Source organism: Duganella sp. 1411 (assembly GCF_017833525.1).
Classification (GTDB): domain Bacteria; phylum Pseudomonadota; class Gammaproteobacteria; order Burkholderiales; family Burkholderiaceae_D; genus Rugamonas.
Map to the genome: position 1 here is coordinate 90,428 of NZ_JAFICD010000006.1, position 26,101 is coordinate 116,528.

The window sequence follows — 26,101 nt, forward strand, 5'->3', positions numbered from 1 at the left end:
AAAACGGCTGATGTCGCCACCAGCCGTTTTACATCACGGACGTGCTACGAACTTAGAATTCGTACTTCACAGTCGCCTGGATGGCCCACTGCGATTCGCCCTTGACCTGGCGAACGTCCATCGATTCGACGGTGTCGCGCACTTTGTAGATATAGCGGCCAGCCGAATCCAGACCGGCGAAGTCGACGAAGCTGCGGGCTTGCGCGCCGTTGGCCTGGAAGCCGACTTCATTGATACGGCCCCATTTCCGGTTCAGCAGGTTGCCGAAGTTGAACAGGTCCAGCGTGAACGACGCCTTGTTGCCTTTGAACAGACCTGGGATTTCCTGCGCAATACGCAGATCGAAGGTATTGGTCCATGGCGAGAAGTCGCTGTTACGATCGACAACACGGCCTTTCGAGTTGCGCAGAACGCCGTTGGCATTGACGATCGACCAGAACTTGGTTTCGTTGGCCTTGTTGGTCGCGGTATCGCCCAGGAACACCACCTGGCCCGAACCCGGCGCCGACGGGATGTACATCAGGTCGTTGCCGCCCAAGCCGTCGCCGTTCAAGTCGTTGTTGATGGTCCAGCTGTACGGCTTGCCGGTGCGGCCTTCGTAGAACATGCCGAAGGTGGTCTTGTACGAACCGAAGAAGCGCTTCTGGAAGTTAACCAGCGCGTTGATGCGGTCTTTCACCAGATAGCTCGAGTTGGCGTTGACTTCCTCGTTCGGATTGAACACCGAACGGCCGCTGAAGTTCGAACCGGACGTCGACGACGTCAGGCCGGACACTTCCTTGGCATCGGTGTAGGTGTACGAGACCGACCAGCCGATGCCGTTGGTCATCGGACGGCTCAGCGACACGGTGCCCAGGTTGCTGCCGCCCTTGTCGGTCGCGGTGGCGACCAGCACGTTGTTGAAGCCGATATTGCTGCCCGACTTGGTGCGCGCGGCCGCGTGGGCGCTGGTGGCGCCGCAGGTGGCGCCGGTGGTGGTCAGCGTACCGCTCGACGACCAGCAGCGGGTATCGTAGGCGGCATCGCTGTAATACAGCTCGCGGCCGTCGGTACCGATCTTGGTCGGCGCGCCCAGGTTCAGGTTGCGGTAGTAGATGCCGTCCTTGACCTTGGTGTTCATGTACTCCACACCCAGCACCAGGCCGTACCATGGCAGCTCGGTGTCGAAGGCGAGGTTGGCTTTCCACACCGCCGGCTGCTTCAGGCCGGGCGCCAGGGCGTCGACGTTCAACTGGGCGGTGCTGGTGCCGCCGCTCAGCGTGGTCGGCTGCTTGGTGATGTCAGGCGTGAAGGTGCCGCCGACCGATGGGCAGGCTTTGGTCGATGCGCTGCAGTTGATGCTGGACGTGGCCACGCCAGGGTTCGAGAACGGGTTCGACAGCCATACGGTGGCGGCCGCGCCCTGGAACAGGCCGGCGCCGCCACGGATTTGCATCTTGCGCTCGGTGTCGAAGCTGTAGTTGAAGCCGGCGCGCGGCTGCCACACGTTCTGGCCGTCGAAGGTGACGGTGTTGTCGATGCCGAAACCACCGGTCTGACGGTTGTCGGTGGCGCCGGTGGCGGCGATGGCGGCTTGCGCGACGCGGGTGTTGAGCAGCGGACGGTCGTCCATGCGGGTAGCGTCCAGACGCACACCGTAGCTGACGGTCAGGCGCGGCGTGACCGACCAGGTGTCCTGCAGGAACACGCCGTAGTTCTTCATGCTGAAGTTGGAGACGGCGTTGTCGAGCGAGAAACCGGAGTTCGGCGTTTGCAAGGTGTACGACGATGGACGGCCGATGCGGAAGTTCTCCAGCACGGCGGCCTGCATGTTGGCGTTGTTGCCGCAGTCGGTCAGGGTGCCACCGCCCAGGAAGGCATAGTTCCAGTTCTGCACGCAGGAGAAGGTGTAGTTGCCCCAGATATTTTGCAGGAACGCGTTGTACACGTCGTTCTTGCTGTAGTCCGAGCCGAACTTGACTTCGTGGTCGCCCAGCGACCAGTTGGCGCCGGCATAGGCGTCCTTGGTCTTGGTGCCGAGAATGTTGCGCTGGCGGCTGTTGTCCGTGCCGAACGACAGGGTACGCGTCGCGGTCGACACCGTCGATGGCGTGCCGGCCGGATTCGGACCGGTGAACTGCAGGTTCATCAGCGGCAGCGTGGAGTTCAGCGAAGGCGTGCTGTCGTAATCGCGCGAGGACAGCTTGACCTCGGTCGAGAAGGTCGGGGTCCAGTCGGCGGTCCACTGGCCGACCTTCGTTTCGATCACTTTCTCTTGCGAGAACCATTCGGAGTTGAGCGACAGGCCGGTGGCCGACATGCCGGTGAATTGCGGCTCGGCCTGCTTGGTCTTCGAGTAGCGGACCATCAGGCGGTGATTGTCGTTAATGTTCCAGTCAACCTTGAGCAGGCTGTCGTCGACGGTCAGTTGCGAACCGGCCGTCATCGACGAGTCGCCGATATTGATGCCATAGTTGTTCTTGGCGATATCGGTGGCGCTGGCGATGGCCGCCGGCGTGATGCCGACGTTGGTCAGCTGGCTGCCCAACGGGCCGAACGACGGCGCGTTACGGGTCGACTCCAGTTTTTCGTAGGCGGCGAACAGGAACAGCTTGTCCTTGATCAGCGGCAGGCCGACGGTCGCGCCCTTGGTCGTTTCCTTGAACGGCGCCGGCTTGAAGTAGGTGTCGTTGACGTTGTTATAGCGGTCGCCGACCAGGCTGTCGTTGCGGAACACGTAGTAGACGCTGCCCTTGACGGTGTTGGTGCCGGACTTGGTCACCGCGTTGATGTTACCGCCGGTGTAGCCCTTCTGCGTCACGTCGTAGTTGGCGACGTTGACCTGCACCGACTGGATCGCCTCGATCGAGATCGGCTGCTTGGCGGTCGGGCTGCCGTTCGACTCCAGGCCGAACGTGTCGTTGACGGCCACGCCGTCGATGGTCAGCGAGTTATAGCGCGAGTTCTGGCCGGCGACGGACATCTCGCCACGCTCTTTATCGGTCTGCGAAACGCGCGGATCGGAACGGGCATAGTCCTGCAGGTTGCGGTTGATCGAACCCTGGATCGCCAGTTCGGTCGCGCTGATGCTGGTGCCGGCGCCCATGTTGGACTTGTTGAAGCGTTCCGAACGGCCGCCGGCGGTGCCGGCGATGGTCACGGTTTGCATGGAGCCGCCCAGGGTGGCGTCGACCGTGGCCGTTTCCGCCAGCTGGGTGTAGACGCCTTCGCGTTTTTCCACAATGCCGTCTTTGGTGATCGTGATCGTGTACGGACCACCGGTGCGCAAACCGCGCTGGACGTAACGGCCCTCGGCGTCGGTCACGATGTTCGTCACGGTACCGGATTCGGTGTGGACGATGGTGACGGTGGCACCGGCCGCCGGCTTGCCGTCGCCGGACGAGATGCGTCCGCCGATGGCCGACGTCGTGTTCTGTGCGAAGGCCGGTGCTGCCGCAAGCGCGATAGACAGGCTGAGCGCTATTTGCGTCAGCTTGAGCCGTTTATGATTGATCATTGTATAACCCCAAATAGACTAATAGTTATGTGGAAATCCCGCTGATGGCGGAACTCCTCTTTACGTTTGCTGCAACTGGTCGAACCGCCCAAATCCCCGGCGTGCCAACGGCAGCGGGTGAGTGTAACGGCTTAATATGTCAGGGCTGTGACGGCCGAAGGTGCCGCATCCGCCTGCTTTGCCACTTATCCACCGAACTAGGAGAAAGCAATAATCTTGCTTTTTTGGATCATTTCATCCCACTATGCAGGATCGAAAAATACCTGACAAATACGATTTATTTTAAGAATTCAGATGAAAAATATATAAATAAGGCAAAATTTTCAGGCGACGTCGACTACCACTTGTAATAAGCCGGAATTATAAATCAGCCATTCTTGCGTGAAATCTTTTCATTGGCATAAAAGCAAAAGCAACAGCGCTTGCTGCGTTTTATGTCGCATCGCGGCCACAGACTGCTAAAAAATGTCGCGGCGTCTGCCACAGAGAGGAATTTATGACAACAGTCGGATGCTGCTGTGCGGGAGGAAATTTTGTAACAAACGCCAGCATGGTGTGGGTTGCGCGCCACACCATCCCGCCGTTGAGCCTGTTTCTAGCCGATCGGGCCGCGCCGCTCAGCGCGCCGCCTTGCTTTGCGACGCAGCAATTTCGGCCTCAAATTTGCTGAACTTGCCGTCTAGTCCCTTCAACAGCCGCTGCTTGTCGGCGTCCGCCAGGAAGGAATAACGGATGCTGTCGTAGGACAGTTTTTTCACTTCCGCGTAACTCGGCTGGTAACGCGCCGCGTACAGCACGAATTCGCCGGACAGATTATTGCGCGACACGCCGGCGTCGTCGGTCGACAACACGAACGGCACGCCATATTTGCGGTACAAGGTGACCGGATGGGCCGCGCCTTTTACGCCCAAAATAAAGTCGTTACTACTGAGGTTGACCTCGACCGGAATCTGCCGATCACGCATTTTTTTCATAATGCCCAGCGCATCGCTCTCGTGCGCGATGTCCATGCCGTGGCCGATGCGGCTGGCGCCGGCGATGTCGATGGCGTCGCGGATGTGGAAGGTCAGGCCTTCCGGCGGCACCATGCCCAGCGCCAGTTCGCCGGCGTGCAGCGCCAGTTTCACCTTCGGATATTTCGCCTTCAGGAATTGATACATCCGCATGTGCATCGCGTAGTCGCGCATCGAGACGTGCACGCTCTCCTGGCCGACGATGTTCACGCCGACGATCATCGGGCTCGAAGAAGCCAGCTTGAAGCTCGACACCATCTGCGAGAACACCTGCGACGGCGTCAGGAAGCGCAGCGCGAACGGCTGGTAGCGCAGCGTGAAATCGGCGTCGTCGATACCGGCGCCGGAGGTCTTGACGTTTTCCAGGTAGGCGCCGATCCAGCCCTGGAAGGCTTTGTCGTCTTCCAGCCTGGCGCTGTAGGCGGCCAGGTCGGCGTCGGTCAAGCCGCCGGCGGCGGCCTTCTCGTCGAACGCCGCGTCCTGCGCGATCGGCGCGATCTCGTAGATGGTCTCGATGTAGCTCAGGTTTTCCTGGATGGCGCGCTGCTTGAGCGTCTTCAAGCCTTCGGCGGCGTTGGTCGACGCCACCGGATTGAAATACGCGAAGGTGTCGAAGAACTGGCGGTCCGGCGGCGACTGCAGGCCGCTATGGTTGTAGAAGTCCTTGTCCGACCATTTTTGCAGCAGGTTGGCCAGCACCGTGTTGTTCTGCAGGACATCCTGGCCGGACAGGCACGCGCGCTCCGCCAGCGGCTTGGCGCGCTCGCTGGCGACCGTCTCCTTGCTGACATCGATCATGAAGGTGCTCTTGTTGACGCAGTAGCCCTGCTTGTCCACCCACTCCAGATACTGCTCGGCGTAGAGCGCGCCGGAATAATGGTGGTGCAGATCGCCGCCCTTGGGCATCATCGTGAAGAACATCGTCAGCTCGGCGAGCTTGGGCTCCTTGCCGGCGACCAGCGTGGCGAAGTGGCGCTGGGTGATCTCCTCGTTGCTGGCCGCCCGCGCACTCTGCGGCATGGCGCAGAACACGGCGGCGGCGAGAGCGATGGCCTTCAGGCTGGCGATATTTTTTTGCATGTGGCTTCCAATGTGAATTAAGTCCGTTCTAGCTGGGGCTACGGACATGCACCCTGCGGCCGGCGGAGTAGGTCGCCGCGATCGCGCGGTCGTCGCCCAGCAACGCCAGCGCGAACAGCAGTTCCTCCAGGCTTTCGACCCGGCCGGTGCGACGCTGCAGCAGCGGCGTCGCTTGCGGGTCGATGACGATGAAGTCCGCCTCCGCGCCGGCGGCGAAACTGCCGATCGTGCCTTCGAGCCGCATGGCGCGCGCCGCGCCCAGCGTGGCCAGGTAAAACATCCGCAAGGCCGGCAGATAACTGCCGCCCAAGCGCGCTACTTTATAGGCTTCATTCATGGTTTGCAACATCGAGAACGAGGTGCCGCCGCCGACGTCCGTGGCCAGCGACAGCGGCACGCCGGCGAAGTCGGCGCGCTCGAAGTCGAACAGGCCGCTGCCCAGGAACAGGTTGGAGGTCGGGCAGATGGCGGCGGCCGATTGGGTTTCGGCCATGCGCTGGCGGTCGCGCCCGTCGAGCCAGATGCAGTGGCCGTACATCGCGCGCGGACGCATCATGCCATAGCTGTCGTAGACGTCGATGTAGCTGCGCGATTTCGGGAACAGCTCGCGCACCCACACGCATTCGGCTTCGTTTTCCGATACGTGGGTCTGGATGAAGGTGTCCGGGTAGGCGCGCGCCAGTTCGCCGGCCAGGTGCAGCTGCTCCTCGGTGGAGGTGGGCGCGAAGCGCGGCGTGATCGCGTACAGCGAGCGGCCGCGGTTGTGCCAGCGCTGGATCAGCGCCTCGGTGTCTCTGGCGCTCGATTCGGCGGTGTCGCGCAGGAAGTCGGGGCAGTTCCGGTCCATCATCACTTTGCCCGCGACCATGCGCAGGCCACGCCGTTCGCTGGCGGTGAAGAAGGCGTCGACCGATTGCGGATGCACGCTGCAATAGACCATGGCGGTGGTGGTGCCGCAGCGCAGAAGCTCGTCGAGGAAGAACTCGGCCACGCCGGCGGCGTGGGCGGGATCGCCGAATTTGCTCTCGACCGGGAAGGTGTAGGTTTCCAGCCATGGCAGCAGGCCTTCGGCCGGGGAGGCGATCATGTCGGTCTGCGGGTAGTGCAGGTGGGTGTCGATAAAGCCGGGCATGAGCAGCTTGCCGCTGTAGTCGTGCACCACGGTTCCCGGCGGGAGCGTGGCGTGCAGCGCGGCGTAGTCGCCCGCCGCCTGGACTTTGCCGTCGGCGACGATCAGCAAGCCGTCTTCGTGCCAGTCGTGCGACTGGTCGCTGAAGGCCGGATCGGCGAGGAAATGCAGCAAGCTGGCTCGGTAGGCTTGCAGGTCTTGGTTCGACATAGGTTCTTTCAAAAATTTGGTGTTCGGCGTTCCGCGCATAATGTGTGCGTCGCCGGCGGCGCACACATGGCGGATTACGCTGCGCTAATCCGCCCTACGTGGATCATCGTTGGATCATCATTTTTTGGCCGTCGGATCATCGTTTAATGGCCGTCACGGAGGCCAGGCGTATCGGCGTATCGGCGTCGAGGGCGGCGCTCTGCTGCGCCTCCCATACCATCAGCAGTTGGGCGCAGACCGAGGCGGCGATCGCGGCGGGTAGTTTGTTCGCGATGCCCGCCAGGCCGATCGGACAGACCATGGCGTCGATGCGGTCCTTCGGCACGCCGCGCGCGGCCATCCGGCGCTCGAACTGCACGCGCTTGGTCTTGGAGCCGATCAGGCCAAACCAGCCCACGTCCGCGCGGGCGAGAATCGCTTCGCTCAGACGCTGGTCCAGCGCGTGGCTGTGGGTCATGACGAGGTAGCTGGCGCCGGCCGGCGCGCCTGCGACCAGCGCCTCCGGCATGTCGGTCGCCTCCACCGTGACGTTGGCCGGTATCGCGGACGGGAACATGTCCTCGCGCTCATCCACCCACGTAACGGTGCACGGCAACTCGCCCAGCATACGGACGATCGCCGCGCCGACATGCCCGGCGCCGAACAGCAGCAGATGCGCACGCGGAGCGAGGCACGGGTCGGCGAGCCAGCGGCGGCCGGCAGCGTCTTTGATCACATGCGTGCCGCGCTTGCGGTCGACGGCCGGCGCGCCCTCGCCCTCCCCGGCGACCGTCATGCCATCGGCATCCAGCAGCAGCGCGGCGGACGGACCATCGATGGCGCTCAGGCGCCAGCTGTCCTCGCGGCGGCGCGCACGCAGGCTGTCCAATACATTTTGCAGCGGCGGGTCGACCAGCTCGAAAGCGAGATGCACAACGCCACCGCAGCATTGGCCCAAGGTAGGCCCGAGCGCGTACCGCTCCAGCCGCGCCGCGCTCCCGCCATCCAGCATCGCACGCGCCACCTCGACCGCGCACATCTCCAGATGCCCGCCGCCGATGGTGTCAACCTGGCCGGCGGCGGTGACGAGCATCTTGGCGCCCGGCTCGCGCGGGCCGGAGCCTTCGACGATGGTCACCGTCACCAGCACCGCCGGTTCGGCAATCCGCGCTGTCAGCCACTGGTTCATTCAAGCCGCCATTTCCACGATGGAGATCGCGCGCAGAATCTCTTCGCTGGTCGCCGGCGCGTTCAGCGGCGGATTGACGCGATGGCCACCGACGCTGGAAATCGCGTCGCGAATCGCGAAGAACACCGAAAACGGCAGCAACAGCGGCGGCTCGCCCACCGCCTTGGAGCGATGGATGCTGTCCTCCACATTGCCATTGTCGTAGAGCTTGACGCGGAAGTCCTCCGGGCAGTCCGATATGCCGGGAATCTTGTACGTGGACGGCGCATGCGTCATCAGCTTGCCCGCCGGGTTCCACCACAGCTGCTCGGTGGTCAGCCAGCCCATACCCTGGATGAACGCGCCCTCCACCTGGCCGATATCGATGGCCGGGTTGAGCGAGCGGCCGGCGTCGTACAGCGCGTCCGCGCGCAGCAGCTTCCACTCGCCGGTCAAGGTGTCAACCACTACCTCGGACACCGCCGCGCCGTAAGCGTAGTACGAGAACGGATGGCCGTTCATCGTCTTCGGGTCCCAATGCAGGCCCGGCGTGGCGTAGAAACCGTCGGACCACAGCTGCACCCGCGCCAGATACGCTTTTTGCACCAGCTCCGGAAACGGCACGCTATGCCCGTTCACGTGAACGGCGTTGTCGAAGAAGCGCACCGGCTGGCCGTCCTCGTCGCCATACAGCTTGACGGCGTAGGCGGCCAGGCGCTCGCGGATCTGGCGCGCGGCGTCCTGCGCGGCCTTGCCGTTCAAATCCGCGCCGGTCGATGCCGCCGTCGCCGACGTATTCGAGACCTTGCTGGTGTCGGTCGCCGTGGCGCGCACGTGCGCCATGTCGAGGCCCAGTTCATGCGCCACCACCTGCATCACCTTGGTGTTGATGCCCTGCCCCATCTCCGTGCCGCCGTGATTGACCAGCACCGAGCCATCGACATACACGTGCACCAGCGCGCCGGCCTGATTCAAATGCGTGACGTTGAAGGCGATGCCGAACTTGACCGGCGTGAGCGCCAGCCCTTTCTTCAGCACCGGACTACCCGCGTTGTAGGCGTCGATGGCGTTGCGGCGGGCGCGGTATTCGCTGGTTTGTTCCAGCTCCGCCGTCAGCGCCTCGATCACGTTGTCGACGATCTCCTGGCCGTACGGCGTGACATTGCGCTCGGTCTTGCCGTAGAAGTTCAGGCGGCGGATATCGAGCGCGTCGCGGCCCAGGTTACGGGCGATTTCGTCGATGACGTATTCGATGGCGATCGCGCCCTGCGGCCCGCCGAAGCCACGGAAGGCGGTGTTCGACTGCGTGTTGGTCTTGCCGCAGGCGGCGCGGATGTCGACGTCCGACAAATAGTAGGTGTTGTCGAAGTGGCAGACGGCGCGCGTGGCCACCGGCCCGGACAAGTCGGCCGAGTAGCCGGCGCGCAGCGTCATGTCGACCTTGGCGGCGAGGATCTTGCCGCTGTCGTCGTAGCCGACCTCATATTCGTAGAAGAAGCAGTGGCGCTTGCCGGTGACGAGCATGTCGTCGTCGCGGTCGGCGCGCAGCTTGACCGGTCGGCGCAGCTTGGCGGCGGCGATGCCGGCGGCGGCGGCCCACAGCGCCGATTGCGACTCCTTGCCGCCGAAGCCCCCTCCCATGCGGCGGCACTCGACCTGCACCTTATGCGAGTGCACGCCCAGCGCGTGCGCGACGACGTGCTGCATTTCGCTCGGATGCTGCGTCGAGCACTGCACCAGCATGCCGCTGTCTTCCCTCGGGATGGCGTAGGCGATCTGGCCTTCCAGGTAAAACTGCTCCTGGCCGCCGACGAACAACTGTCCCTTGACCACGCGCGGCGCCTGGTCGAACGCGGTCTGGAACTGTCCGCGCGTCAGCCGCATCGGCGGCAGCACGTAGGATTCGGCGGCCTTGGCCTCCTGCGGCGTAAGGATGACCGGCAGTTCGTCGTAGTCGACCAAGGCGCGGCGCGCGGCGCGGCGGGCGTTGTCGTGGGTGTCGGCGACGACGATGAAAAGCGGCTGGCCGACGTACATCACTTCCCCGGCGCAGAATATCGGATCGTCGTGGATGATCGGACCGCAGTCGTTGGTGCCGACGATATCGCCGGCAGTGTAGACCGCCACCACGCCGGCCGAGGCGCGCACCGGCGCCAGATCCATCGCGGTGACACGCGCGTGCGCCTTGGACGACAGCCCCAGCGCGGCGTGCAAGGTGCCTTGCAGCTCGGGGATGTCGTCGGTGTAGGTGGCCTGCCCGAGCACGTGCAGCTCGGCCGATTCATGCGGGCGGGCGACGCCGACGGCCTTCCACGCGGCGGCGGTTTTGGCTGCGTCCAGGGAGACGGGAGCGGATGGATGGTTCATGAAGGCTCCTTTCAGGCGCGGCAAGCGAAGGCGTTGACGGCATCGGCCGCCAGCGGCGCGTCGGCGCGGGTTTCAAGCCAGAAGCGGCGCAGCAGGTTTTGCGCCGTCTGCATCCGGTAGGAGCTGGAGGCGCGCATGTCCGACAGCGGCGCGAAATCCTGCGCCAGCATGTCCATGGCCACGCGCAGATTGGCCTCGCTCCAGTGCAAGCCGGTCAGCGAGGACTCGGCGCGCGGCGCGCGGCGCGGCGTGGCGGCCATGCCGCCGAAAGCGATGCGGGCATCGACCACCACGTCGCCATCGAGCTTGAACGCGAACGCGGCGCAGACGGCGGAGATGTCCTGGTCGAAGCGCTTGGCCAGTTTGTAGGTGCGGAACGCGATACCGGCGCGCGGCAGCGGCACGCGCACGGCGGCGACGAATTCGTCCGCCCGCATATCCTTTTTCTGATAATCGAGATAGAACGCTTCCAGCGGCAGCACACGCTCGCCGGAAGCGCCCCGCAGCACCACTTCGCTGCCCAGGGCTATCATCCACGGCATCGAATCGCCGATCGGCGAGCCGTTGGCGACGTTGCCGCCCAAGGTGCCGGCATTACGGATCGGCAGCGAGGCAAAGCGCTGGCGCATCTCGCCCAGCTCGGACGGATACAGTTCGGCCAAGGCCCGATAGGCATCGTCGAGCGACACGCCGGCGCCGATTTCGAGCATGCCGTCCTTCTCGCCCATGGTTTGCAGCGCGGTGACGTGGCCGAGGTAGATGATGTCGCCCAGCTCGCGCATTTGCTTGGTGACCCACAGGCCGATATCGGTGGACCCGGCCAAGAGCGTCGCCGCCGGATGCGCGGCGCGCAACGCCACCAGTTCGTCGAGCGTGCGCGGTGCGTGGAAGGTGTGGCCATGCGCCGTGTGGCTGACGCCCGCCTCGCGCCGCAAGCCGCGCAGCTGTTCCGCCAGTGCCTCGCGGTCGAAGCCGACTTTCGGCAGCTCCGTCATGCGGTGCGCGGCGTCGATGATCGGACGGTAGCCGGTGCATCGGCACAGGTTACCGGACAGGCAGTCGTCGATTTCCTTGCGCCGCGCGGGCTGGCCATCCTTGTCAAGGTACATGCCCCACAGCGACATGACGAAACCGGGCGTACAGAAGCCGCATTGGGAGCCGTGGCATTCGACCATCGCCTGCTGCACCGGATGCAGCGCGCCGTCGGCCTGCTGCAAATCCTCGACGGTGAACAGCGCCTTGCCGTCCAGCGTGGGCGCGAACTGGATGCAGGAGTTCACGGACTTCATCTCCAGCTGGCCGGCGGCGTTCAGGCTACCGACGACGACCGTGCAGGCGCCGCAATCGCCCTCGGCGCAGCCTTCCTTGGTGCCGGTGCAGTGCAGGTCCTCGCGCAGGTGCTGCAGCACGGTGCGCGTCGGCGCGGCGTTGGTGATCTCCTGGACCGCGCCACGGAAGTAAAAACGAATCGGTTCGGACATCGGGGTCTCAATCTGCAAAAGGATGGGTCTTGCGCCAGTGTTCGGCGATATCGATGCGGCGCGTGATCCAGACCTTGTCGTGCCCTTGCACGTAGTCGAGGAAGCGCGCCAGCGACGCCGCGCGCGCCGGACGGCCGGCGATGCGGCAGTGCAGGCCGATCGACAGCATCTTCGGCTGGTTCAGGCCATCGGGATCGCCCTCCGCGTACAGCACGTCGAAGGCGTCCTTCAGGTAGTCGAAAAACTGCGTGCCGGAGTTGAAGCCCTGGGCGGCGGCGAAGCGCATGTCGTTGGTGTCCAACGTGTACGGCACGATCAGCTGCGGCGCGGCGGCGGCTTTGCCGTCGGCGTCGGTGTAGTCGACCTTTTGCCAGAACGGCAAGTCGTCGCCGTAGTGGTCGGAGTCGTAGCGGAAGCCGCCGTGCTCCATCACCAGCCGGCGCGTGTTCGGCGAATCGCGGCCGGTGTACCAGCCCTGCGGCGCGCTGCCCGTCAGTTCGCGGATGATATCGACCGCCTCCTTCATGTGCGCGCGCTCGGTCGCCTCGTCCATGTTTTGGTAGGTGATCCAGCGCAGGCCGTGGCAGGCGATTTCGTGGCCGAGCGCCTGGAACGCCGCCACCGCCTCCGGATGCCGCTTGAGCGCCATCGACACGCCAAACACCGTCAGCGGCAGCTTGCGCGCCTCGAACATGCGCAGCAAACGCCACAAGCCGGCGCGCGAGCCATACTCGTACAGCGATTCCATGCTCATGTGGCGGTTGGCGAACGAGGCGGCGCCGATGATCTCGGACAGGAATGTTTCCGATCCTGCATCACCGTGCAGCACGTTGTTTTCGCCGCCCTCCTCGTAGTTCAGCACGAACTGCAGGGCCACGCGGGCCTGGTTGGGCCACTGGGCGTGGGGCGGCTTCGGCCCGTAGCCGATCATGTCGCGCGGATAGTTGTCGTAAGTGGTCATGGGCGCCGGCAAGTCGATGGGGAATATATCCGTAATCATATATGCGTAGGCCGACATCGGTATATGATTTGTACAATAGATACTTATGACGTACACATATAGGACAGACCATGGGCAAGCTTAGTACGCACGTTCTCGACATCACGCAGGGCAAGCCGGGGGCCGGCGTCAAGGTGGCTTTGTACGCGGTTGGCGCGCAGGGGCGGACGTTGATCAAGACCGACGTCACCAATGCCGACGGCCGCTGTTCGGCGCCGCTGCTGGAGGGCGAGGCGATGAAAGCCGGGAAATATGAGCTGGTTTTCGGCGCCGGGGATTATTTCGCCGCGCAGGGGGTGGAGCTGCCGGAGCCGCGCTTCATCGACGAGGTGACGATCGCGTTCGGCGTGGCCGGCGCGGATCAGAATTATCATGTGCCGCTGGTGGTGTCGCCTTGGGCGTATTCGACGTATCGCGGCAGTTGAGGGCAATGACGCACGCGGTGGCTGACGACAATGGAATCGTCTAAACCACGTAGGGCGGATTAGGCGGAACGCCGTAATCCGCCATGAGCCGCCGACGGAGCATGGCGGATTACGCTGCGCTAATCCGCCCTACGTGTATCCGTGACGGATCATGGGTTACGGGTTGTCCGCCGGCGGGAACTCCCCTAAGATGCGCACACCATGACCGAATCCCATTCCGCCCTCGAAGCGTCCTTCCTGCAACAGGCCGTTGAACTGCACCAGCAGGGTCGCCTGGAACCCGCGCAAGCGCTGTACCGCCAGGTGCTCGACCTCAATCCCCGCCAGTTCGACGCGCTGCACCTGCTAGGCGTGATCGCCCGCCAGCAGGGCGACGCGCCAACCGCCATCGCGCTGATCTCGCAAGCGATCGACATCGACGGTCAGCAAGCCAAAGCCCACACCAACCTCGGCGCGGCGCTGCTCGATGCCGGCCGCGCCGACGAAGCGCTGGCCAGCCACGAACGCGCCATCGCCCTGCTGCCCGGCTACGCCATGGCCTGGAGCAATCGCGGCAACGCCCTGCGCCAGCTCGGACGCCTCGACGACGCGCTGCTCAGCTACGCGCGCGCGCTCGAAATCCAGCCGACCTACGCCGAAGCGCACTGCAACCGCGCCATCGTGCTGCAGGACCAGGCCCGCTATCTGGAGGCGCTGGGCGCGGCGGAGGACGCGCTGCACATCAAGGACCGCTACGCCGACGCCTGGTTCGCGCGCGGTAACGCCCTGCACTGTCTGCGTCTGCTGCCGGACGCCGTGGAAAGCTACGACCGCGCCATCCATCTGCGTCCGCAATGGGCGGAGGCCTACAGCGCGCAGGGTTCGAGCCTGTTCAAGCTGGGCGAGTTCGAGGCGGCGCTCGACAGCTACGACCAGGCGCTCAAGCTCAAACCCGACCACGCGCTGGCGCACTACCACCGCGGCAACGCGCTGCGCTCGCTGGGGCGCACCGACGAGGCGATCGCCGCCTACCGCGCCGCGCTGGCCCATGGCGACAATCCGGAGACCATCGCCTTCGCGCTGGCGTCGCTCGGCGTGGGCGAGACGCCGGCCGTGCTGCCGGCCGAATATGTACGCTCGCTGTTTGACCAGTACGCCAACCACTTCGACGAGCACCTGGTGCAGGTGCTTGACTACCGGACCCCGGCTTATCTGGACGCGATGATACGGCGCGTGGCGCCGGCGACCGATCTGGATACCGTGGACCTGGGCTGCGGCACCGGCCTGTGCGCGCCGTATCTGAAGGCGTATTCGCGTCGTCTGGATGGCGTCGACCTGTCGCAGCAAATGCTGGACAAGGCGGCGCTGCGCGGCGGCTACGATGAACTGGCGTGCGCCGACCTGGTGGGCTACCTCGAAGGCCGGGCGAACCAGTGGGACCTGGCGGTCGCCGCCGACGTCTTCGTCTACATGGGCGACCTGGCGCCCGTCTTCGAGCGCGTGCACCGCGCGTTGAAGCCCGGCGGGCGTTTCTGCTTCTCGGTCGAAGCCGGCGAGGACGGCGACTTCACGCTGCGCCCGAGCAATCGCTATGCGCACACGCTGGCCTATCTCCAGCGGTTGGCCAAGGAGACTGGTTTCGAGGTGCTGGCGGCCGATCCCCTGGCCGCGCGCCAGGAGAACGGCGCGGCCATCGCCGGTCACGCCGTCATTCTTCGCTGTTCGAAATAAACCCCGCACGCTTTGGGCGATACGCATGCCGTGCCGCTTAGGGGTCGTACGGGTTAAAAAACAGCGCTTATTTGCTGTAATCCATGATCAATCGCGCTAACAAATAAAGACGCGGCGCGATGCTATCAACCTCGATATATTCCTCCGGCGTGTGAATACCTCCGCCGACGATCCCCAAACCGTCGATAGTCGGCACGCCGGCCGCCGCGATCAGGCTCGAATCGGCCGCGCCGCCGCTGCCTTCCAGCGTCAGCTTCTTGCCCAGCTCGCCATAGATCGCCTGCGCGCGCGCCGCCATGCCGTCGGTCGCGGCGTTTTGCGGCATCGGCGGAAAGCCCCGGCGCAGCTTCGCGCTCACCTGCGTGTCCGGGATCAGCTTGTTGGCGGAAATGCGCGCCATGTCCTTCTCGATCCGGTCGAACTCCTCCGCGACCGCCACCCGCACGTCGGCCTCGGCGTGCGCGGCGTCCGGGATCACATTGCTGCGTTCGCCAGCCTTGATCACCGTGAAATTGACCGTGGTCTGCTTGCCGGCGTCGCCCAGTTTGCTCAGCTGCAGCACCTGGTGCGCCGCTTCCATCGCGGCGTTGCGGCCCGCGTCCGGCGCCACGCCCGCGTGCGCCGCCTTGCCCTTGATGTCGAGCTCGATGCCGCCGCTGCCCTTGCGCCAGATCACCAGGCCGTCGGCCGGCCGGCCCGGCTCCAGGTTGAAGGCCACGTCGTGTTCGCGCGCGTGCTGCTTGATCAGTGCCAGCGTGCCGGCCGAACCGGTTTCCTCGTTGGTGTTAAGGATCAACGTGACCTTGGCGTAGTCGTCGAATTTGGCCTGTTGCAGCAGCTTCATCGCGTACAGCGCCATGACGATGCCGCCCTTGTCGTCCATGATGCCGGGACCGTAGGCGCGCTTGCCGTCGACGCGGAACGGCCGCGCGGCGGCGGCGCCGTCGCCGAACACCGTGTCCATGTGCGCCACCAGCAGGATGCGGCCCTTGCCCTTGCCGCTCCAGCTGGCGACGATGTTGCCCGACTTGGCCGGCGCCGCCGGCAGCACCTCCACGCGCGCGCCGAGCTTCTTCAATTCCTCGCGGGCGATGGCGCCGACCTGGTCCAGCCCGGCTTCGTTGTAGGTGCCCGAATCGATGTTGACCAGCCGCGCCAGCAGCGCCAGCGCGTCCGGCTTGGCGTTTTCGGCCTGCGTCAACAACGCCTGGTTCATCGGCGCGGCCTGCGCCACGGCGCCGCCCAACCCCAACATCAACCCCAGCAAAACAAAGTTCTTACGCATGGCCGACCACCCTTATCGCTGTATGAAAGTAAGCGCCATAGTACCGTGTGGAGTCCGTGGAAACATAGGCAAACTTGCACCCGACTCATCATTGCCTTAAAATTCCAAGCTGATAACGCTCTGGTCCGGCAAGCGCCGCACGCCGACCAGTTTTCCAGACTCTTTACGGTGACAATTGGATACCGTGCCCTTATGGGTGCAACTTCTTGCACTCGCCTTCCTGATTTTGTGCTCGGCCTTTTTCGCCATGGCCGAAACCGCCCTGATGGCGGCCAACCGCTATCGCCTGCGCCACGAGGCCAAGCGCGGCAGCCGCGCCGCGATCACCACGCTGTGGCTGCTCGACCGCACCGATAAGCTGCTGTCGCTGATCCTGATCGCCAACACCCTGGTCAACGCCATGGCCACCGCGCTGGTGACGTCGCTGGCGATCGAATATTTCGGCCACGACGACAACGTCATCATCGTTTCCACCGGCGTGGTGGCGTTCCTGCTGATCGTCTTCGCCGAGATTTCGCCGAAGATGATCGGCGCCACCTACCCCGAGCGCATCGCGCTGCCCACCAGCGTCGTGCTGCGGCCGCTGATGGCGCTGTTCAAGCCGGTGATCTGGTTCGTCAACCTGTTCGTCACCCAGGTGCTGCGGCTGTTCCGCACCAAGGCCGGCGCCCAGCTGCAGGACGCCCGCGTGTCGCCCGAGGAGTTGCGCTCGATCGTGCTCGAGGGTGGCAACTTCATTCCGCAAAAGCACAAGAGCATCCTGCTCAACCTGTTCGACCTGGAAACCATCGTCGTCGAGGACATCATGACGCCGCGCTCGCAGATCGAGGCGCTGGACCTGGAGCAATCAGTCGAGGAAATCAAGCGCGAGCTGACCACCTGCTACCACAACAAGCTGCCCGTCTACGAGGGCGAGATCAACCGCATCGTCGGCATCCTGCACGTGCGCAAGGCGGTGGCGCTGCTGAACCAGGAGGACGAGCTGACGGTCGAGCACTTCCGCGCGCTGCTGACCACGCCCTACTTCATCCCGCAGGACACCGGCGTGTTCACGCAATTACAGTACTTCCAGGAACGCAAGGAGCGGCTGGGCATCATCGTCGACGAGTACGGCGAGGTGCAGGGCCTGGTCACCCTGGACGACATCATCGAGGAGATGATCGGCGAATTCACCACGTCGATGCCGGGCGACGCCCGCGCCGACAGCTTCGCCTGGAACGAACAGGGCGAGTGCCTGCTCGAGGGCGCGACGGCGCTGCGCGACGTCAACAAGCGGCTGGGCCTGAACTTCCCGCTCGACGGCCCCAAAACCCTGAACGGCATGCTGCTGGAACTGTTGCAAGAAATTCCAGACGCGCCCATCAGCATCAAGATCGGCCCCTGCATCATCGAAGTGATACAGGCGCATGATCAATCCATCAAAGTCGTCAAATTGATACGTCCGGGCAGCAAACGCGGTGTCTGATTGCTAAGGGTACGCGCCCAACGCAACACCGGGCGTACAATCGTTTCTTGGCAGCGACAAACGGCTTTACAAAATTAATGCTCAAGAGCATTATTCTTTGACCGCCCGTCCCCCTATCAAGATAGATGCTTCTATGGCAGCAGTCCTACCCAACGCCGCGCCAGGCGCCCCGATGCCGGGGTTGGCGCGCGCATTGCTGCAAGCCGGGCGGCTGTCCGCGCCGCAGGCGGACGCGCTGCAAAAAAAGGCCGTGCACGCCAAGCTGGCCTTCATCGACGCGCTGCTGGCCAGCGGCCTGATCGACGCGCGCGCGCTGGCCGCCTTCTGCGCCGAAACCTTCGCCTACCCGCTGATGGACGTGGCCGCGCTGAATGTGGAGGCGCTGCCGGCCAAGGCCATCGACAACAAGCTGATGCAGGCCCAGCGCGTGATCGCCCTGGCCAAGCGCGGCAACAAGATGTCGGTCGCCATTTCCGACCCGACCAACCTGCAGGCGCTCGACCAGATCAAGTTCCAGACCGAGTCCACGGTCGAGCCCGTCATCGTGGCGCACGACGCGCTGCTGCACTTGCTCGCCAAGCTCAACAAGACCAGCGAGCAAACCATCGCCGACCTGGCCGGCGAGGAGGCCGACATCCAGTTCGCCGAGGAGGAAAGCGCGGCGGCGGCGGTGGCGGCGGCCGAGGCGGCCACCAACGACGTCGAGGACGCGCCGGTGGTGCGCTTCCTCAACAAGATGCTGATGGACGCGGTCAACATGGGCGCTTCCGACTTGCACTTCGAACCGTTCGAGAAATTCTACCGCGTGCGCTTCCGCGTCGACGGCGTGCTGATGGAACACGCCCAGCCGCCGATCTCGATCAAGGAAAAGCTGGTCTCGCGCATCAAGGTGCTCGCCAAGCTCGACATCTCGGAAAAGCGCGTGCCGCAGGACGGGCGCATGCGCCTGATCGTCTCGCCGACCAAGACCGTCGACCTGCGCGTGTCGACGCTGCCGACCTTGTTCGGCGAGAAGACCGTCATGCGTATCCTCGACGCCACGCAGGCGCAGATGGGCATCGACGCGCTCGGCTACGACCCGGACCAGAAGGCGCTGCTGCTCGACGCCATCCAGCGCCCCTACGGCATGGTGCTGGTGACGGGCCCGACCGGCTCGGGCAAGACGGTGTCGCTGTACACCTGCCTGAACGTCATCAACAAGCCCGGCATCAACATCTCCACCGCCGAGGACCCGGCCGAGATCAACCTGCCGGGCGTGAACCAGGTCAACGTCAACGACAAGGCCGGGCTGACGTTCCCGGTGGCGCTCAAATCGTTCCTGCGCCAGGACCCGGACATCATCATGGTCGGCGAGATCCGCGACCTCGAGACGGCCGACATCGCCATCAAGGCGGCGCAGACCGGCCACATGGTATTTTCCACCTTGCACACCAACGACGCGCCGTCGACCCTGACGCGGCTGATGAACATGGGCGTGGCGCCGTTCAACATCGCCTCGTCGGTGATCCTGATCACCGCGCAGCGGCTGGCGCGGCGCCTGTGCACCTGCAAGCAAGTGGTCGACATCTCGCATGATTTGCTGCTCAAGGCCGGCTTCCGGGAGAACGAGCTCGACGGCAGCTGGAAACCCTACGGCCCGGTCGGCTGCGAGCGCTGCAACGGCGGCGGCTACAAGGGGCGGGTCGGCATCTACCAGATCATGCCGATCACGCCGGCCATCGAAAGCATCATCCTGGCGCACGGCAACTCGATGGAAATCGCCGCCAAGTCCGAGGAGGAAGGTGTGAAGTCGCTGCGCCGGTCGGGCCTGGTGAAGGTCAAAAACGGCTTGACCAGCCTGGAAGAAGTGCTCGGCTGTACCAACGAATAAGCAGTAAAAAAGGACAACGATCATGGCGACTTCGGGCAACGCGGGCAACCAGGTCAAGGAACTGATCTTCGCCTGGGAAGGCAAGGACAAGACCGGCAAGACGGTGCGCGGCGAGATGCGCGCCGGCGGCGAGGCGGTGGTCAACGTCACGTTGCGGCGCCAGGGCATCATGGTCACCAAGGTCAAGAAGAAGGCCTACCGCAGCGGCAAGCGCATCACCGACAAGGACATCTCGCTGTTCACGCGCCAGCTGGCGACGATGATGAAGGCCGGCGTGCCGCTGCTGCAATCGTTCGACATCGTCGGCAAGGGCCACGCCAACCCGTCGGTGTCCAAGCTGGTGATGGACCTGCGCGCCGACATCGAGACCGGCACCAGCCTGAACCAGGCTTTCCGCAAGTTCCCGCTGTACTTCGACCCGCTGTTCTGCAACCTGGTCGGCGCCGGCGAACAGGCCGGCATCCTGGAGGACCTGCTGACGCGGCTGGCCGTCTACAAGGAAAAGACGCTGGCGATGAAGGCCAAGATCAAATCGGCGCTGATGTATCCGGTGTCGATCCTGGCGGTGGCGTTCATCGTCACGGCGGTGATCATGATCTGGGTGGTGCCGGCGTTCAAGGAGGTGTTTGCCAGCTTCGGCGCCAACCTGCCGGCGCCGACCTTGTTCGTCATGGCGCTGTCGGAGTTCTTCGTGGCGTGGTGGCACGTGATCTTCTTCGGCATCGGCATGGGGCTGTACCTGTTCTTCCGCGCCTGGCAGCGCTCGTTGCAAATGCAGCGCTTCATGGACAAGCTGCTGCTCAAGCTGCCGGTGTTCGGCGAGGTCATCCGCAAAGCCACGATCGCCCGCTGGACCCGCACCTTGGCGACGATGTTCGCCGCCGGCGTGCCGCTGGTCGAATCGCTCGACTCGGTCGGCGGCGCGGCCGGCAACGCCGTCTACCTGGACGCCACGCGCAAGATCCAGAACGAGGTCAGCACCGGCACCAGCCTGACGGTGGCGATGCAGAATGCCGAGGTATTTCCCAACATGGTCACGCAGATGGTCGCCATCGGCGAGGAATCGGGCTCGCTCGACGCCATGCTGGGCAAGGTCGCCGACTTCTACGAGGAGGAAGTGGACGAGGCGGTGGCGTCGTTGTCGAGCTTGATGGAGCCGGCGATCATGGTCATCCTGGGCGTGCTGATCGGCGGGCTGGTGGTGGCGATGTATCTGCCGATTTTCAAGCTGGGGTCGGTGGTATAAACGAAGGCCGCGGGTATACCACGGAGACACGTAGGGCGGATTAGCGAAGCGTAATCCGCCATGCATGCGCCGCCGATGGCTCATGCATGGCGGATTACGGCGTTCCGCCTAATCCGCCCTACGTGTTTCCGTGGTCCCTTCTGGCGATCAGCCTCGCGATTCCGTACGGCCCAGCCAGGCCGCGAGCCTTTGCCGCCAGCAGCCGCTCCGGTCCCGCTGCGGCGCATAGCACAACTTGCCCGGCACCTTCAAAATGACCTCTGTGCCCCGCTCCGGCAAACTGAGCACCTCGATCGCCCCGCCCATGCGCTCTGCCCGCGCACGCATGCCGGCCAGGCCGCGATAGCCAGCCTCCGGCCCCAGGGCCACCTCCATCCCCTTGCCATCGTCGCGCACGAACAGCGAGAAGAACTCGCAGCCATACACCAGCTCCAGCTCGATATGCCCGGCCTGCGCGTGCTGAAACGCATTGAACAGCGCCTCGCGCCCGATGCGGTAAATCTCCTCGCTGAACCCGCCCTCCAACGGCTGCGGATTCGCGCTGACAATCATCCGGAACGGCGTATTGAAATTCTCCCGCAACGAATGCCCGACCTCGGCGAAGGCCTGGCTGACATCGTCCCCGTACACCAGCGGCAACCTTAGCGCCAGCACCTGTTGCCGGCCGTCGGCCAGCACCTCGTCGGCCTGGTCGAGGATGGCTTCGATGGTGTCGCGCTCGGCGCTGTCGTCGGGCAGCCGCTGGCCGACGCTTTGCACCCGCAGCAGCACACCCTGCATGCTCTGCAGCAGATTGTCATGCAGCCCGAAGGCGACCCGCTCGCGCTCCTCCAGCTGCTTGAGGCGGGACGCGTGGCGGCGCGCGACCTTGCGCAGGCAGTGCCGAAACACCGCGCCCACCAGCAGGCATCCCAGGACCAAGCCCAAAAGCGCGAATAAAGGTGTCTGTATAAGCAGCGGCAAAAAATGCTCCGGACGTGGATAGGCTCGATTATTTGATCCCCGCACCTTGCCATCAATCCAACATCATTCCCATATCCCCAACGAGGGAGGCCTCGCGCCGGCCGCCGGACGCGCCGCGTGGGAAAAACGCTGCGCAATGTTGCCCTGATGCTTTAATATGGGCCCAAGACCATCCACCCCGCCCGACGCCCTATGTTTGATTCCGTGCCGCAATCGCCGCTGCTGTTCGCCCCCGCCGCCGACCTGGCGATCAGCCTGATCGCCGGCCTGTTCGGCCTGCTGATCGGCAGCTTCCTCAACGTCGTCATCCACCGCCTGCCGAAGATGATGCAGCGCGAATCGGACAACTACTGCGCCGTCGAGGCCGGCAAAGAAGAGGTGCACACCGGGCGCTACAACCTGATGGTGCCGCGCTCGGCCTGCCCGCACTGCCACCACCAGATCACCGCGCTGGAAAACATCCCGGTGGTCAGCTACCTGGTCCTGCGCGGCAAATGCAGCAACTGCAAGGCGCCGATCTCGCCGCGCTACCCGGCCATCGAACTGTTGACGGGCGTGCTTTCGGCGCTGCTGGTGTGGAAGCTCGGCACCGGCTGGCAGGGCCTGGGCGGCCTGTTCTTCCTGTACTCGCTGGTGGCGCTGACCTTCATCGACGCCGACACCCAATTGCTGCCGGACGACCTGACCTATCCGCTGATCTGGGCCGGGCTGCTGCTCAACGTCAACGGCACCTTCGTGCCGCTGCGCGACGCGGTGATCGGCGCGGCGGCCGGCTATCTGGCGCTGTGGACCATCTATTGGGCGTATAAACTGGTGCGTGGCCGCGAAGGCATGGGCTACGGCGACTTCAAACTGCTGGCCGCGCTGGGCGCGTGGATGGGTTGGACGACGTTGCCGGCCATCGTGCTGATGGCCTCGCTGGTCGGGGCGGTGGTGGGCATCGCGCTGATGGTGGTCAACCGGCGCGGCTTCGACTACCAGATTCCGTTCGGCCCCTACCTGGCCGCCGCCGGGCTGATCACCTTCCTGTACCGCGAACCGTTGACCGAGTTCACCCGCGTCGTCTATCCCTACTTTTAAGAGCAAAGCCACGGCATGAGCACTGCCCCCTTCTCCATCGGCCTGACCGGCGGCATCGGCAGCGGCAAGACCACGGTGGCCAATATGTTCGCCGAGCGCGGCGCCAGCATCGTCGACACCGACCTCATCGCCCACAGCCTGACCGCGCCCGGCGGCCAGGCCATGCCGGCCATCGTCGCCGAATTCGGCGCGGAATTCGCCGACGCCACCGGCGCGCTCGACCGCGCGCGCATGCGCCAGCTGGTGTTCGCCGACGCCGGCGCCAAGGCGCGCCTGGAAGCCATCCTCCATCCCCGCATCCGCGACGACGCGCTGGCCGCCGCCGCGGCCGCGACGGGCAGCTACGTCATCTACGCGGTGCCGCTGCTGGTCGAATCGGGTGCGTGGCGGGCGCGGGTGGCGCGCATCCTGGTGGTCGATTGCCGCGAGGAAGTGCAAATTTCCCGCGTGATGGCGCGTAACAATCTACCGGAATCGCAGGTGCGGGCCATCATGGCGGCCCAGGCCAGCCGCGCGCAACGGCTGGCGGCGGCCGACGACGTCATCGAGAATAACGATGGAATTGCCGCTTTGACGCCCCAAATCGACCGATTACACGCCTTATATATGAAAATTCGCTAGCATTTTCAAAAAGAACGGTAACAATACCTTCGCAACGTTTGTAATTTTGCTTGGCTTGCTTCAGAATCACGTGAATTCACCGCAGGTCCACAAATAGAGGGATGTTATTTTGATTGTCTACGAATATCCTTTCAACGAGCGCATCCGCACGTTGTTGCGATTAGAGGATCTGTACGAGAAATTCAAATTCTTTGTGCATCAGGAACATCCGATGCAGCACCACGTCGCCCTGTCGACGATCTTCGACATGCTGGAAGTGGCCGGCCGCGCCGACCTGAAATCCGACCTGCTGCAGGAACTGGAACGGCAGCGCCAAAGCCTGCTGGGCTACCGCATGAATCCCAACGTCCAGACCGAAACCTTGGACGCCATCCTTGCCGAACTCGACGGTGTGAGCGGCGCGCTGGTCGCGGCGCAGGGCAAGACCGGCCAGAACGTGCGCGACAATGAATGGCTGATGAGCATACGCGGGCGGACCATCATCCCGGGCGGCGCCTGCGAATTCGACCTGCCGTCGTACTACGCCTGGCAAAAGCGGCCGGCCGAGCAGCGCTTCAACGACATCGCCACCTGGTTCGCGCCGCTGGCGCCGCTGTTCGACGCGCTGGCGCTGGTGCTGCGCCTGTTGCGCGACTCGGGCGGGCCGGTCAAGATGATCGCCGTCGCCGGCAGCTATCAGCAGATGTTGCAAGGCAAGGTCTACCAGATGTTGCGGCTGACGCTGGATGAATCGCTGGGCGCGATCCCGGAAATTTCGGCCAACAAGTACATGCTATGGGTGCGTTTCACCACCCAGGGCGGCGACCTGAAACCCAAGCCGCTGGAAGATGATGTACCATTCGAGCTCACACTCTGTAACTTCTAAAGAAACATCATGGCCACCGTAGTTAACTGTCCTACCTGCTCCGCCAAAGTGGAGTGGAGGGAAGAGAATAAGTATCGCCCGTTCTGTTCGGAACGCTGCAAGCAGATCGACCTTGGCGCCTGGGCCGAGGAAAAATACGCCATCCCCGCCGCGCCGCCCAAAGATCCGCTCGAGGAAGAATAAACTCCGGGGTCAGGTCCACCATTTCTACACGGGCTTAACCGTAACTCCAGGGTCAGGTCCACCAATTCTACACAGGCTTAACCGTCGCCGTGCTCCGGGCGGACGGTTCCCCCCTTCCACGGTCGAGGTCGTGTAGAAATGGTGGACCTGACCCCGGAGTATTAGGCGTGCTCGGCGCGGACGACGTCCAGCCATTCGAGCAGCGGTATCGTGGCCGGTAGCAGCGGTTCGACGCCGACCGTGCCCTGCCACGCGAACGCCTGGCCTTCGAGGCTTTGCGGCTCGCCTTCCCAATCCCTGCTGATGTAGAAGTGCAGCCGCACGTGCGCGTGCGGATACACGTATTCGACGCCGCACCATTCCTCGGCGCTGTTGATCGTCAGCCCCAGTTCCTCGACAAACTCGCGCTTGAGCGCTTGCAGGATCGTTTCGCCGGGATCGACTTTGCCGCCCGGGAACTCCCAGTAGCCGTCGTAGGGCTTGCCGGCCGGACGCTGGCCCAGCAACACGTCGCCGTTCGGCTTCATCAGAATGCCCACCGCGACATCGACCGGCTTGACCTTCGCTTCGGCCCCGCTCATGCCTGGCCACCCTGCGGCAGCTTGCCGGCGTAGTCCTTGGCGAACTGCCAGGCCACGCGCCCCGAGCGCGAGCCGCGCTGCAACGCCCAGCGCAAGGCGTCGCCGCGCGCCGCTTCGATCTGCGCCTCGGTGCAGCCCAGCGACGACAGCCAGTGGCCGACGATGGCCAGGTAGTCGTCCTGCTTGAACGGGTAGAACGACAGCCACAGGCCGAAGCGCTCCGACAGCGAGATCTTTTCCTCCACCGTTTCGCCGGGATGCAGGTCGCCATCCTCGTCGTGCGTGTAGCTGGTGTTGTCCGACATCCGCTCCGGCATCAGGTGGCGCCGGTTGGAGGTGGCGTAGATCAGCACATTGTCCGATTGCGCCGAGATGCTGCCGTCAAGCGCCACCTTCAGCGCCTTGTAGCCGCTCTCCCCCTCTTCGAACGACAAATCGTCGCAGAAGATGATGAAGCGCTCCGGCCGCCCGGCGACGATGTCGACGATGTCGGGCAGCTCGGCCAGATCGGCCTTGTCGACTTCGATCAGGCGCAGGCCGTCCTTGCCGAACTGGTTCAGGCAGGCCTTGATCAGCGACGATTTGCCGGTGCCGCGCGCGCCCGTCAGCAGCACGTTGTTGGCCGGACGGCCCTGCACGAACTGGCGCGTGTTCTGCTCGATCTGCTCTTTCTGCGGGCCGATATGCTGCAAGTCGTCCAGCGCGATCGGCGACACGTGCGCCACCGCCTGCAGGTAGCTGGCGCCGCCGCCGCTGCGTTTGCGCCAGCGGAAGGCGAAGCCCAGCTTCCAATCGGGTTCGCGCGGCGCCTGCGGCAGCACCGCCTCCACGCGCGCGAGCAGGGCTTCGGCGCGCACCAGGAATTGTTCGAGGGGCGTCGCCAT

Annotated in this window: 21 protein-coding genes; 10 read left to right on the forward strand and 11 right to left on the reverse strand. The window is 64.3% G+C overall.

Annotation, left to right across the window (positions count from 1 at the left end; all coding sequences use genetic code 11):
- Positions 1-52 precede the first annotated feature (52 nt).
- Positions 53-3,496 (reverse strand): TonB-dependent receptor, encoded by a 3,444-nt coding sequence (locus JOD97_RS25345; RefSeq protein WP_209724759.1) that lies wholly within the window; start codon positions 3,494-3,496, stop codon positions 53-55.
- Positions 3,497-3,540: 44 nt separating this feature from the next.
- On the opposite strand from JOD97_RS25345, the gene JOD97_RS25350 reads away from it, so the two are divergent.
- Positions 3,541-3,846 (forward strand): hypothetical protein, encoded by a 306-nt coding sequence (locus JOD97_RS25350; protein WP_209724761.1) that lies wholly within the window; start codon positions 3,541-3,543, stop codon positions 3,844-3,846.
- Positions 3,847-4,113: 267 nt separating this feature from the next.
- On the opposite strand, the gene JOD97_RS25355 is transcribed toward JOD97_RS25350, so the two are convergent.
- The 6 genes from JOD97_RS25355 to puuE form a co-directional block, all read right to left on the reverse strand.
- A complete protein-coding gene (locus tag JOD97_RS25355) occupies positions 4,114-5,589 on the reverse strand; it encodes an adenosine deaminase (protein ID WP_209724763.1) in 1,476 nt (491 codons plus the stop codon).
- 28 nt (positions 5,590-5,617) lie between these two features.
- The gene (gene guaD, locus JOD97_RS25360) at positions 5,618-6,928 is read right to left on the reverse strand and encodes a guanine deaminase (RefSeq protein WP_209724765.1); all 1,311 of its coding nucleotides are present in this window, start codon (positions 6,926-6,928) and stop codon (positions 5,618-5,620) included.
- Positions 6,929-7,064: 136 nt separating this feature from the next.
- A complete protein-coding gene (gene xdhC / locus JOD97_RS25365; protein ID WP_209724767.1) occupies positions 7,065-8,096 on the reverse strand; it encodes a xanthine dehydrogenase accessory protein XdhC in 1,032 nt (343 codons plus the stop codon).
- A complete protein-coding gene (gene xdhB / locus JOD97_RS25370) occupies positions 8,097-10,442 on the reverse strand; it encodes a xanthine dehydrogenase molybdopterin binding subunit (protein WP_209724769.1) in 2,346 nt (781 codons plus the stop codon).
- An 11-nt stretch (positions 10,443-10,453) separates the two neighbouring features.
- Positions 10,454-11,923 (reverse strand): xanthine dehydrogenase small subunit, encoded by a 1,470-nt coding sequence (xdhA, locus tag JOD97_RS25375; RefSeq protein WP_209724771.1) that lies wholly within the window; start codon positions 11,921-11,923, stop codon positions 10,454-10,456.
- A 7-nt stretch (positions 11,924-11,930) separates the two neighbouring features.
- Positions 11,931-12,884 carry an allantoinase PuuE gene (gene puuE / locus JOD97_RS25380; protein WP_209724773.1) on the reverse strand — a complete coding sequence of 318 codons (954 nt, stop codon included), beginning with the start codon at positions 12,882-12,884 and terminating at the stop codon, positions 11,931-11,933.
- 110 nt (positions 12,885-12,994) lie between these two features.
- On the opposite strand from puuE, the gene uraH reads away from it, so the two are divergent.
- On the forward strand, positions 12,995-13,348 hold the full coding sequence (uraH, locus tag JOD97_RS25385) for a hydroxyisourate hydrolase (RefSeq protein ID WP_209724775.1): 354 nt from the start codon (positions 12,995-12,997) through the stop codon (positions 13,346-13,348).
- A gap of 201 nt (positions 13,349-13,549) precedes the next feature.
- Positions 13,550-15,058, forward strand: coding sequence for a tetratricopeptide repeat protein (locus tag JOD97_RS25390; RefSeq protein ID WP_209724777.1), 1,509 nt, complete (start codon positions 13,550-13,552; stop codon positions 15,056-15,058).
- A 67-nt stretch (positions 15,059-15,125) separates the two neighbouring features.
- On the opposite strand, the gene JOD97_RS25395 is transcribed toward JOD97_RS25390, so the two are convergent.
- Complete coding sequence (locus JOD97_RS25395; RefSeq protein WP_209724779.1) at positions 15,126-16,343, reverse strand: glutamate carboxypeptidase; 1,218 nt, start codon at positions 16,341-16,343, stop codon at positions 15,126-15,128.
- 175 nt (positions 16,344-16,518) lie between these two features.
- Between JOD97_RS25395 and JOD97_RS25400 the strand changes: the two genes are divergently transcribed.
- The 3 genes from JOD97_RS25400 (at position 16,519) to JOD97_RS25410 (ending at position 20,924) form a co-directional block, all read left to right on the forward strand.
- Entirely contained in the window at positions 16,519-17,808 is a 1,290-nt protein-coding gene (locus JOD97_RS25400) for an HlyC/CorC family transporter (RefSeq protein ID WP_209724781.1), read from the forward strand.
- A 133-nt stretch (positions 17,809-17,941) separates the two neighbouring features.
- Positions 17,942-19,678 (forward strand): type IV-A pilus assembly ATPase PilB, encoded by a 1,737-nt coding sequence (pilB, locus tag JOD97_RS25405; RefSeq protein WP_209724783.1) that lies wholly within the window; start codon positions 17,942-17,944, stop codon positions 19,676-19,678.
- Positions 19,679-19,700: 22 nt separating this feature from the next.
- Positions 19,701-20,924 (forward strand): type II secretion system F family protein, encoded by a 1,224-nt coding sequence (locus JOD97_RS25410; protein WP_209724785.1) that lies wholly within the window; start codon positions 19,701-19,703, stop codon positions 20,922-20,924.
- 147 nt (positions 20,925-21,071) lie between these two features.
- Here the strand turns inward: JOD97_RS25410 and JOD97_RS25415 are convergent, their stop codons facing one another.
- The gene (locus JOD97_RS25415) at positions 21,072-21,887 is read right to left on the reverse strand and encodes a sensor histidine kinase (RefSeq protein ID WP_209724787.1); all 816 of its coding nucleotides are present in this window, start codon (positions 21,885-21,887) and stop codon (positions 21,072-21,074) included.
- A gap of 192 nt (positions 21,888-22,079) precedes the next feature.
- On the opposite strand from JOD97_RS25415, the gene JOD97_RS25420 reads away from it, so the two are divergent.
- From JOD97_RS25420 to yacG, 4 genes are all read left to right on the forward strand, one after another.
- A complete protein-coding gene (locus tag JOD97_RS25420; protein ID WP_209724789.1) occupies positions 22,080-22,967 on the forward strand; it encodes an A24 family peptidase in 888 nt (295 codons plus the stop codon).
- Positions 22,968-22,982: 15 nt separating this feature from the next.
- Positions 22,983-23,588: a dephospho-CoA kinase gene (gene coaE, locus JOD97_RS25425; protein ID WP_209724791.1), complete on the forward strand. Its 606-nt coding sequence runs from the start codon at positions 22,983-22,985 to the stop codon at positions 23,586-23,588.
- A gap of 109 nt (positions 23,589-23,697) precedes the next feature.
- Entirely contained in the window at positions 23,698-24,453 is a 756-nt protein-coding gene (gene zapD / locus JOD97_RS25430; RefSeq protein WP_209724793.1) for a cell division protein ZapD, read from the forward strand.
- 9 nt (positions 24,454-24,462) lie between these two features.
- The gene (yacG, locus tag JOD97_RS25435) at positions 24,463-24,636 is read left to right on the forward strand and encodes a DNA gyrase inhibitor YacG (RefSeq protein ID WP_209724795.1); all 174 of its coding nucleotides are present in this window, start codon (positions 24,463-24,465) and stop codon (positions 24,634-24,636) included.
- Positions 24,637-24,797: 161 nt separating this feature from the next.
- Here the strand turns inward: yacG and mutT are convergent, their stop codons facing one another.
- The gene (mutT, locus tag JOD97_RS25440; RefSeq protein WP_209724798.1) at positions 24,798-25,217 is read right to left on the reverse strand and encodes an 8-oxo-dGTP diphosphatase MutT; all 420 of its coding nucleotides are present in this window, start codon (positions 25,215-25,217) and stop codon (positions 24,798-24,800) included.
- Positions 25,214-26,101 carry an ATP-binding protein gene (locus tag JOD97_RS25445; protein WP_209724800.1) on the reverse strand — a complete coding sequence of 296 codons (888 nt, stop codon included), beginning with the start codon at positions 26,099-26,101 and terminating at the stop codon, positions 25,214-25,216. Before JOD97_RS25445 ends, mutT begins: the two co-directional genes overlap by 4 nt.

Bases quoted from the DNA above. Each gene is read 5' to 3' on its own strand.
- JOD97_RS25410 (WP_209724785.1), top strand. From the start codon at position 19,701: ATGGCGACTTCGGGCAACGCGGGCAACCAGGTCAAGGAACTGATCTTC.
- yacG (WP_209724795.1), top strand. From the start codon at position 24,463: ATGGCCACCGTAGTTAACTGTCCTACCTGCTCCGCCAAAGTGGAGTGG.
- JOD97_RS25350 (WP_209724761.1), top strand. From the start codon at position 3,541: ATGGCGGAACTCCTCTTTACGTTTGCTGCAACTGGTCGAACCGCCCAA.
- JOD97_RS25395 (WP_209724779.1), bottom strand. From the start codon at position 16,343: ATGCGTAAGAACTTTGTTTTGCTGGGGTTGATGTTGGGGTTGGGCGGC.
- coaE (WP_209724791.1), top strand. From the start codon at position 22,983: ATGAGCACTGCCCCCTTCTCCATCGGCCTGACCGGCGGCATCGGCAGC.
- JOD97_RS25420 (WP_209724789.1), top strand. From the start codon at position 22,080: ATGTTTGATTCCGTGCCGCAATCGCCGCTGCTGTTCGCCCCCGCCGCC.
- JOD97_RS25445 (WP_209724800.1), bottom strand. From the start codon at position 26,101: ATGGCGACGCCCCTCGAACAATTCCTGGTGCGCGCCGAAGCCCTGCTC.
- xdhC (WP_209724767.1), bottom strand. From the start codon at position 8,096: ATGAACCAGTGGCTGACAGCGCGGATTGCCGAACCGGCGGTGCTGGTG.
- xdhB (WP_209724769.1), bottom strand. From the start codon at position 10,442: ATGAACCATCCATCCGCTCCCGTCTCCCTGGACGCAGCCAAAACCGCC.
- puuE (WP_209724773.1), bottom strand. From the start codon at position 12,884: ATGACCACTTACGACAACTATCCGCGCGACATGATCGGCTACGGGCCG.
- pilB (WP_209724783.1), top strand. From the start codon at position 17,942: ATGGCAGCAGTCCTACCCAACGCCGCGCCAGGCGCCCCGATGCCGGGG.
- mutT (WP_209724798.1), bottom strand. From the start codon at position 25,217: ATGAGCGGGGCCGAAGCGAAGGTCAAGCCGGTCGATGTCGCGGTGGGC.
- JOD97_RS25355 (WP_209724763.1), bottom strand. From the start codon at position 5,589: ATGCAAAAAAATATCGCCAGCCTGAAGGCCATCGCTCTCGCCGCCGCC.
- guaD (WP_209724765.1), bottom strand. From the start codon at position 6,928: ATGTCGAACCAAGACCTGCAAGCCTACCGAGCCAGCTTGCTGCATTTC.
- xdhA (WP_209724771.1), bottom strand. From the start codon at position 11,923: ATGTCCGAACCGATTCGTTTTTACTTCCGTGGCGCGGTCCAGGAGATC.
- uraH (WP_209724775.1), top strand. From the start codon at position 12,995: ATGGGCAAGCTTAGTACGCACGTTCTCGACATCACGCAGGGCAAGCCG.
- JOD97_RS25345 (WP_209724759.1), bottom strand. From the start codon at position 3,496: ATGATCAATCATAAACGGCTCAAGCTGACGCAAATAGCGCTCAGCCTG.
- JOD97_RS25390 (WP_209724777.1), top strand. From the start codon at position 13,550: ATGACCGAATCCCATTCCGCCCTCGAAGCGTCCTTCCTGCAACAGGCC.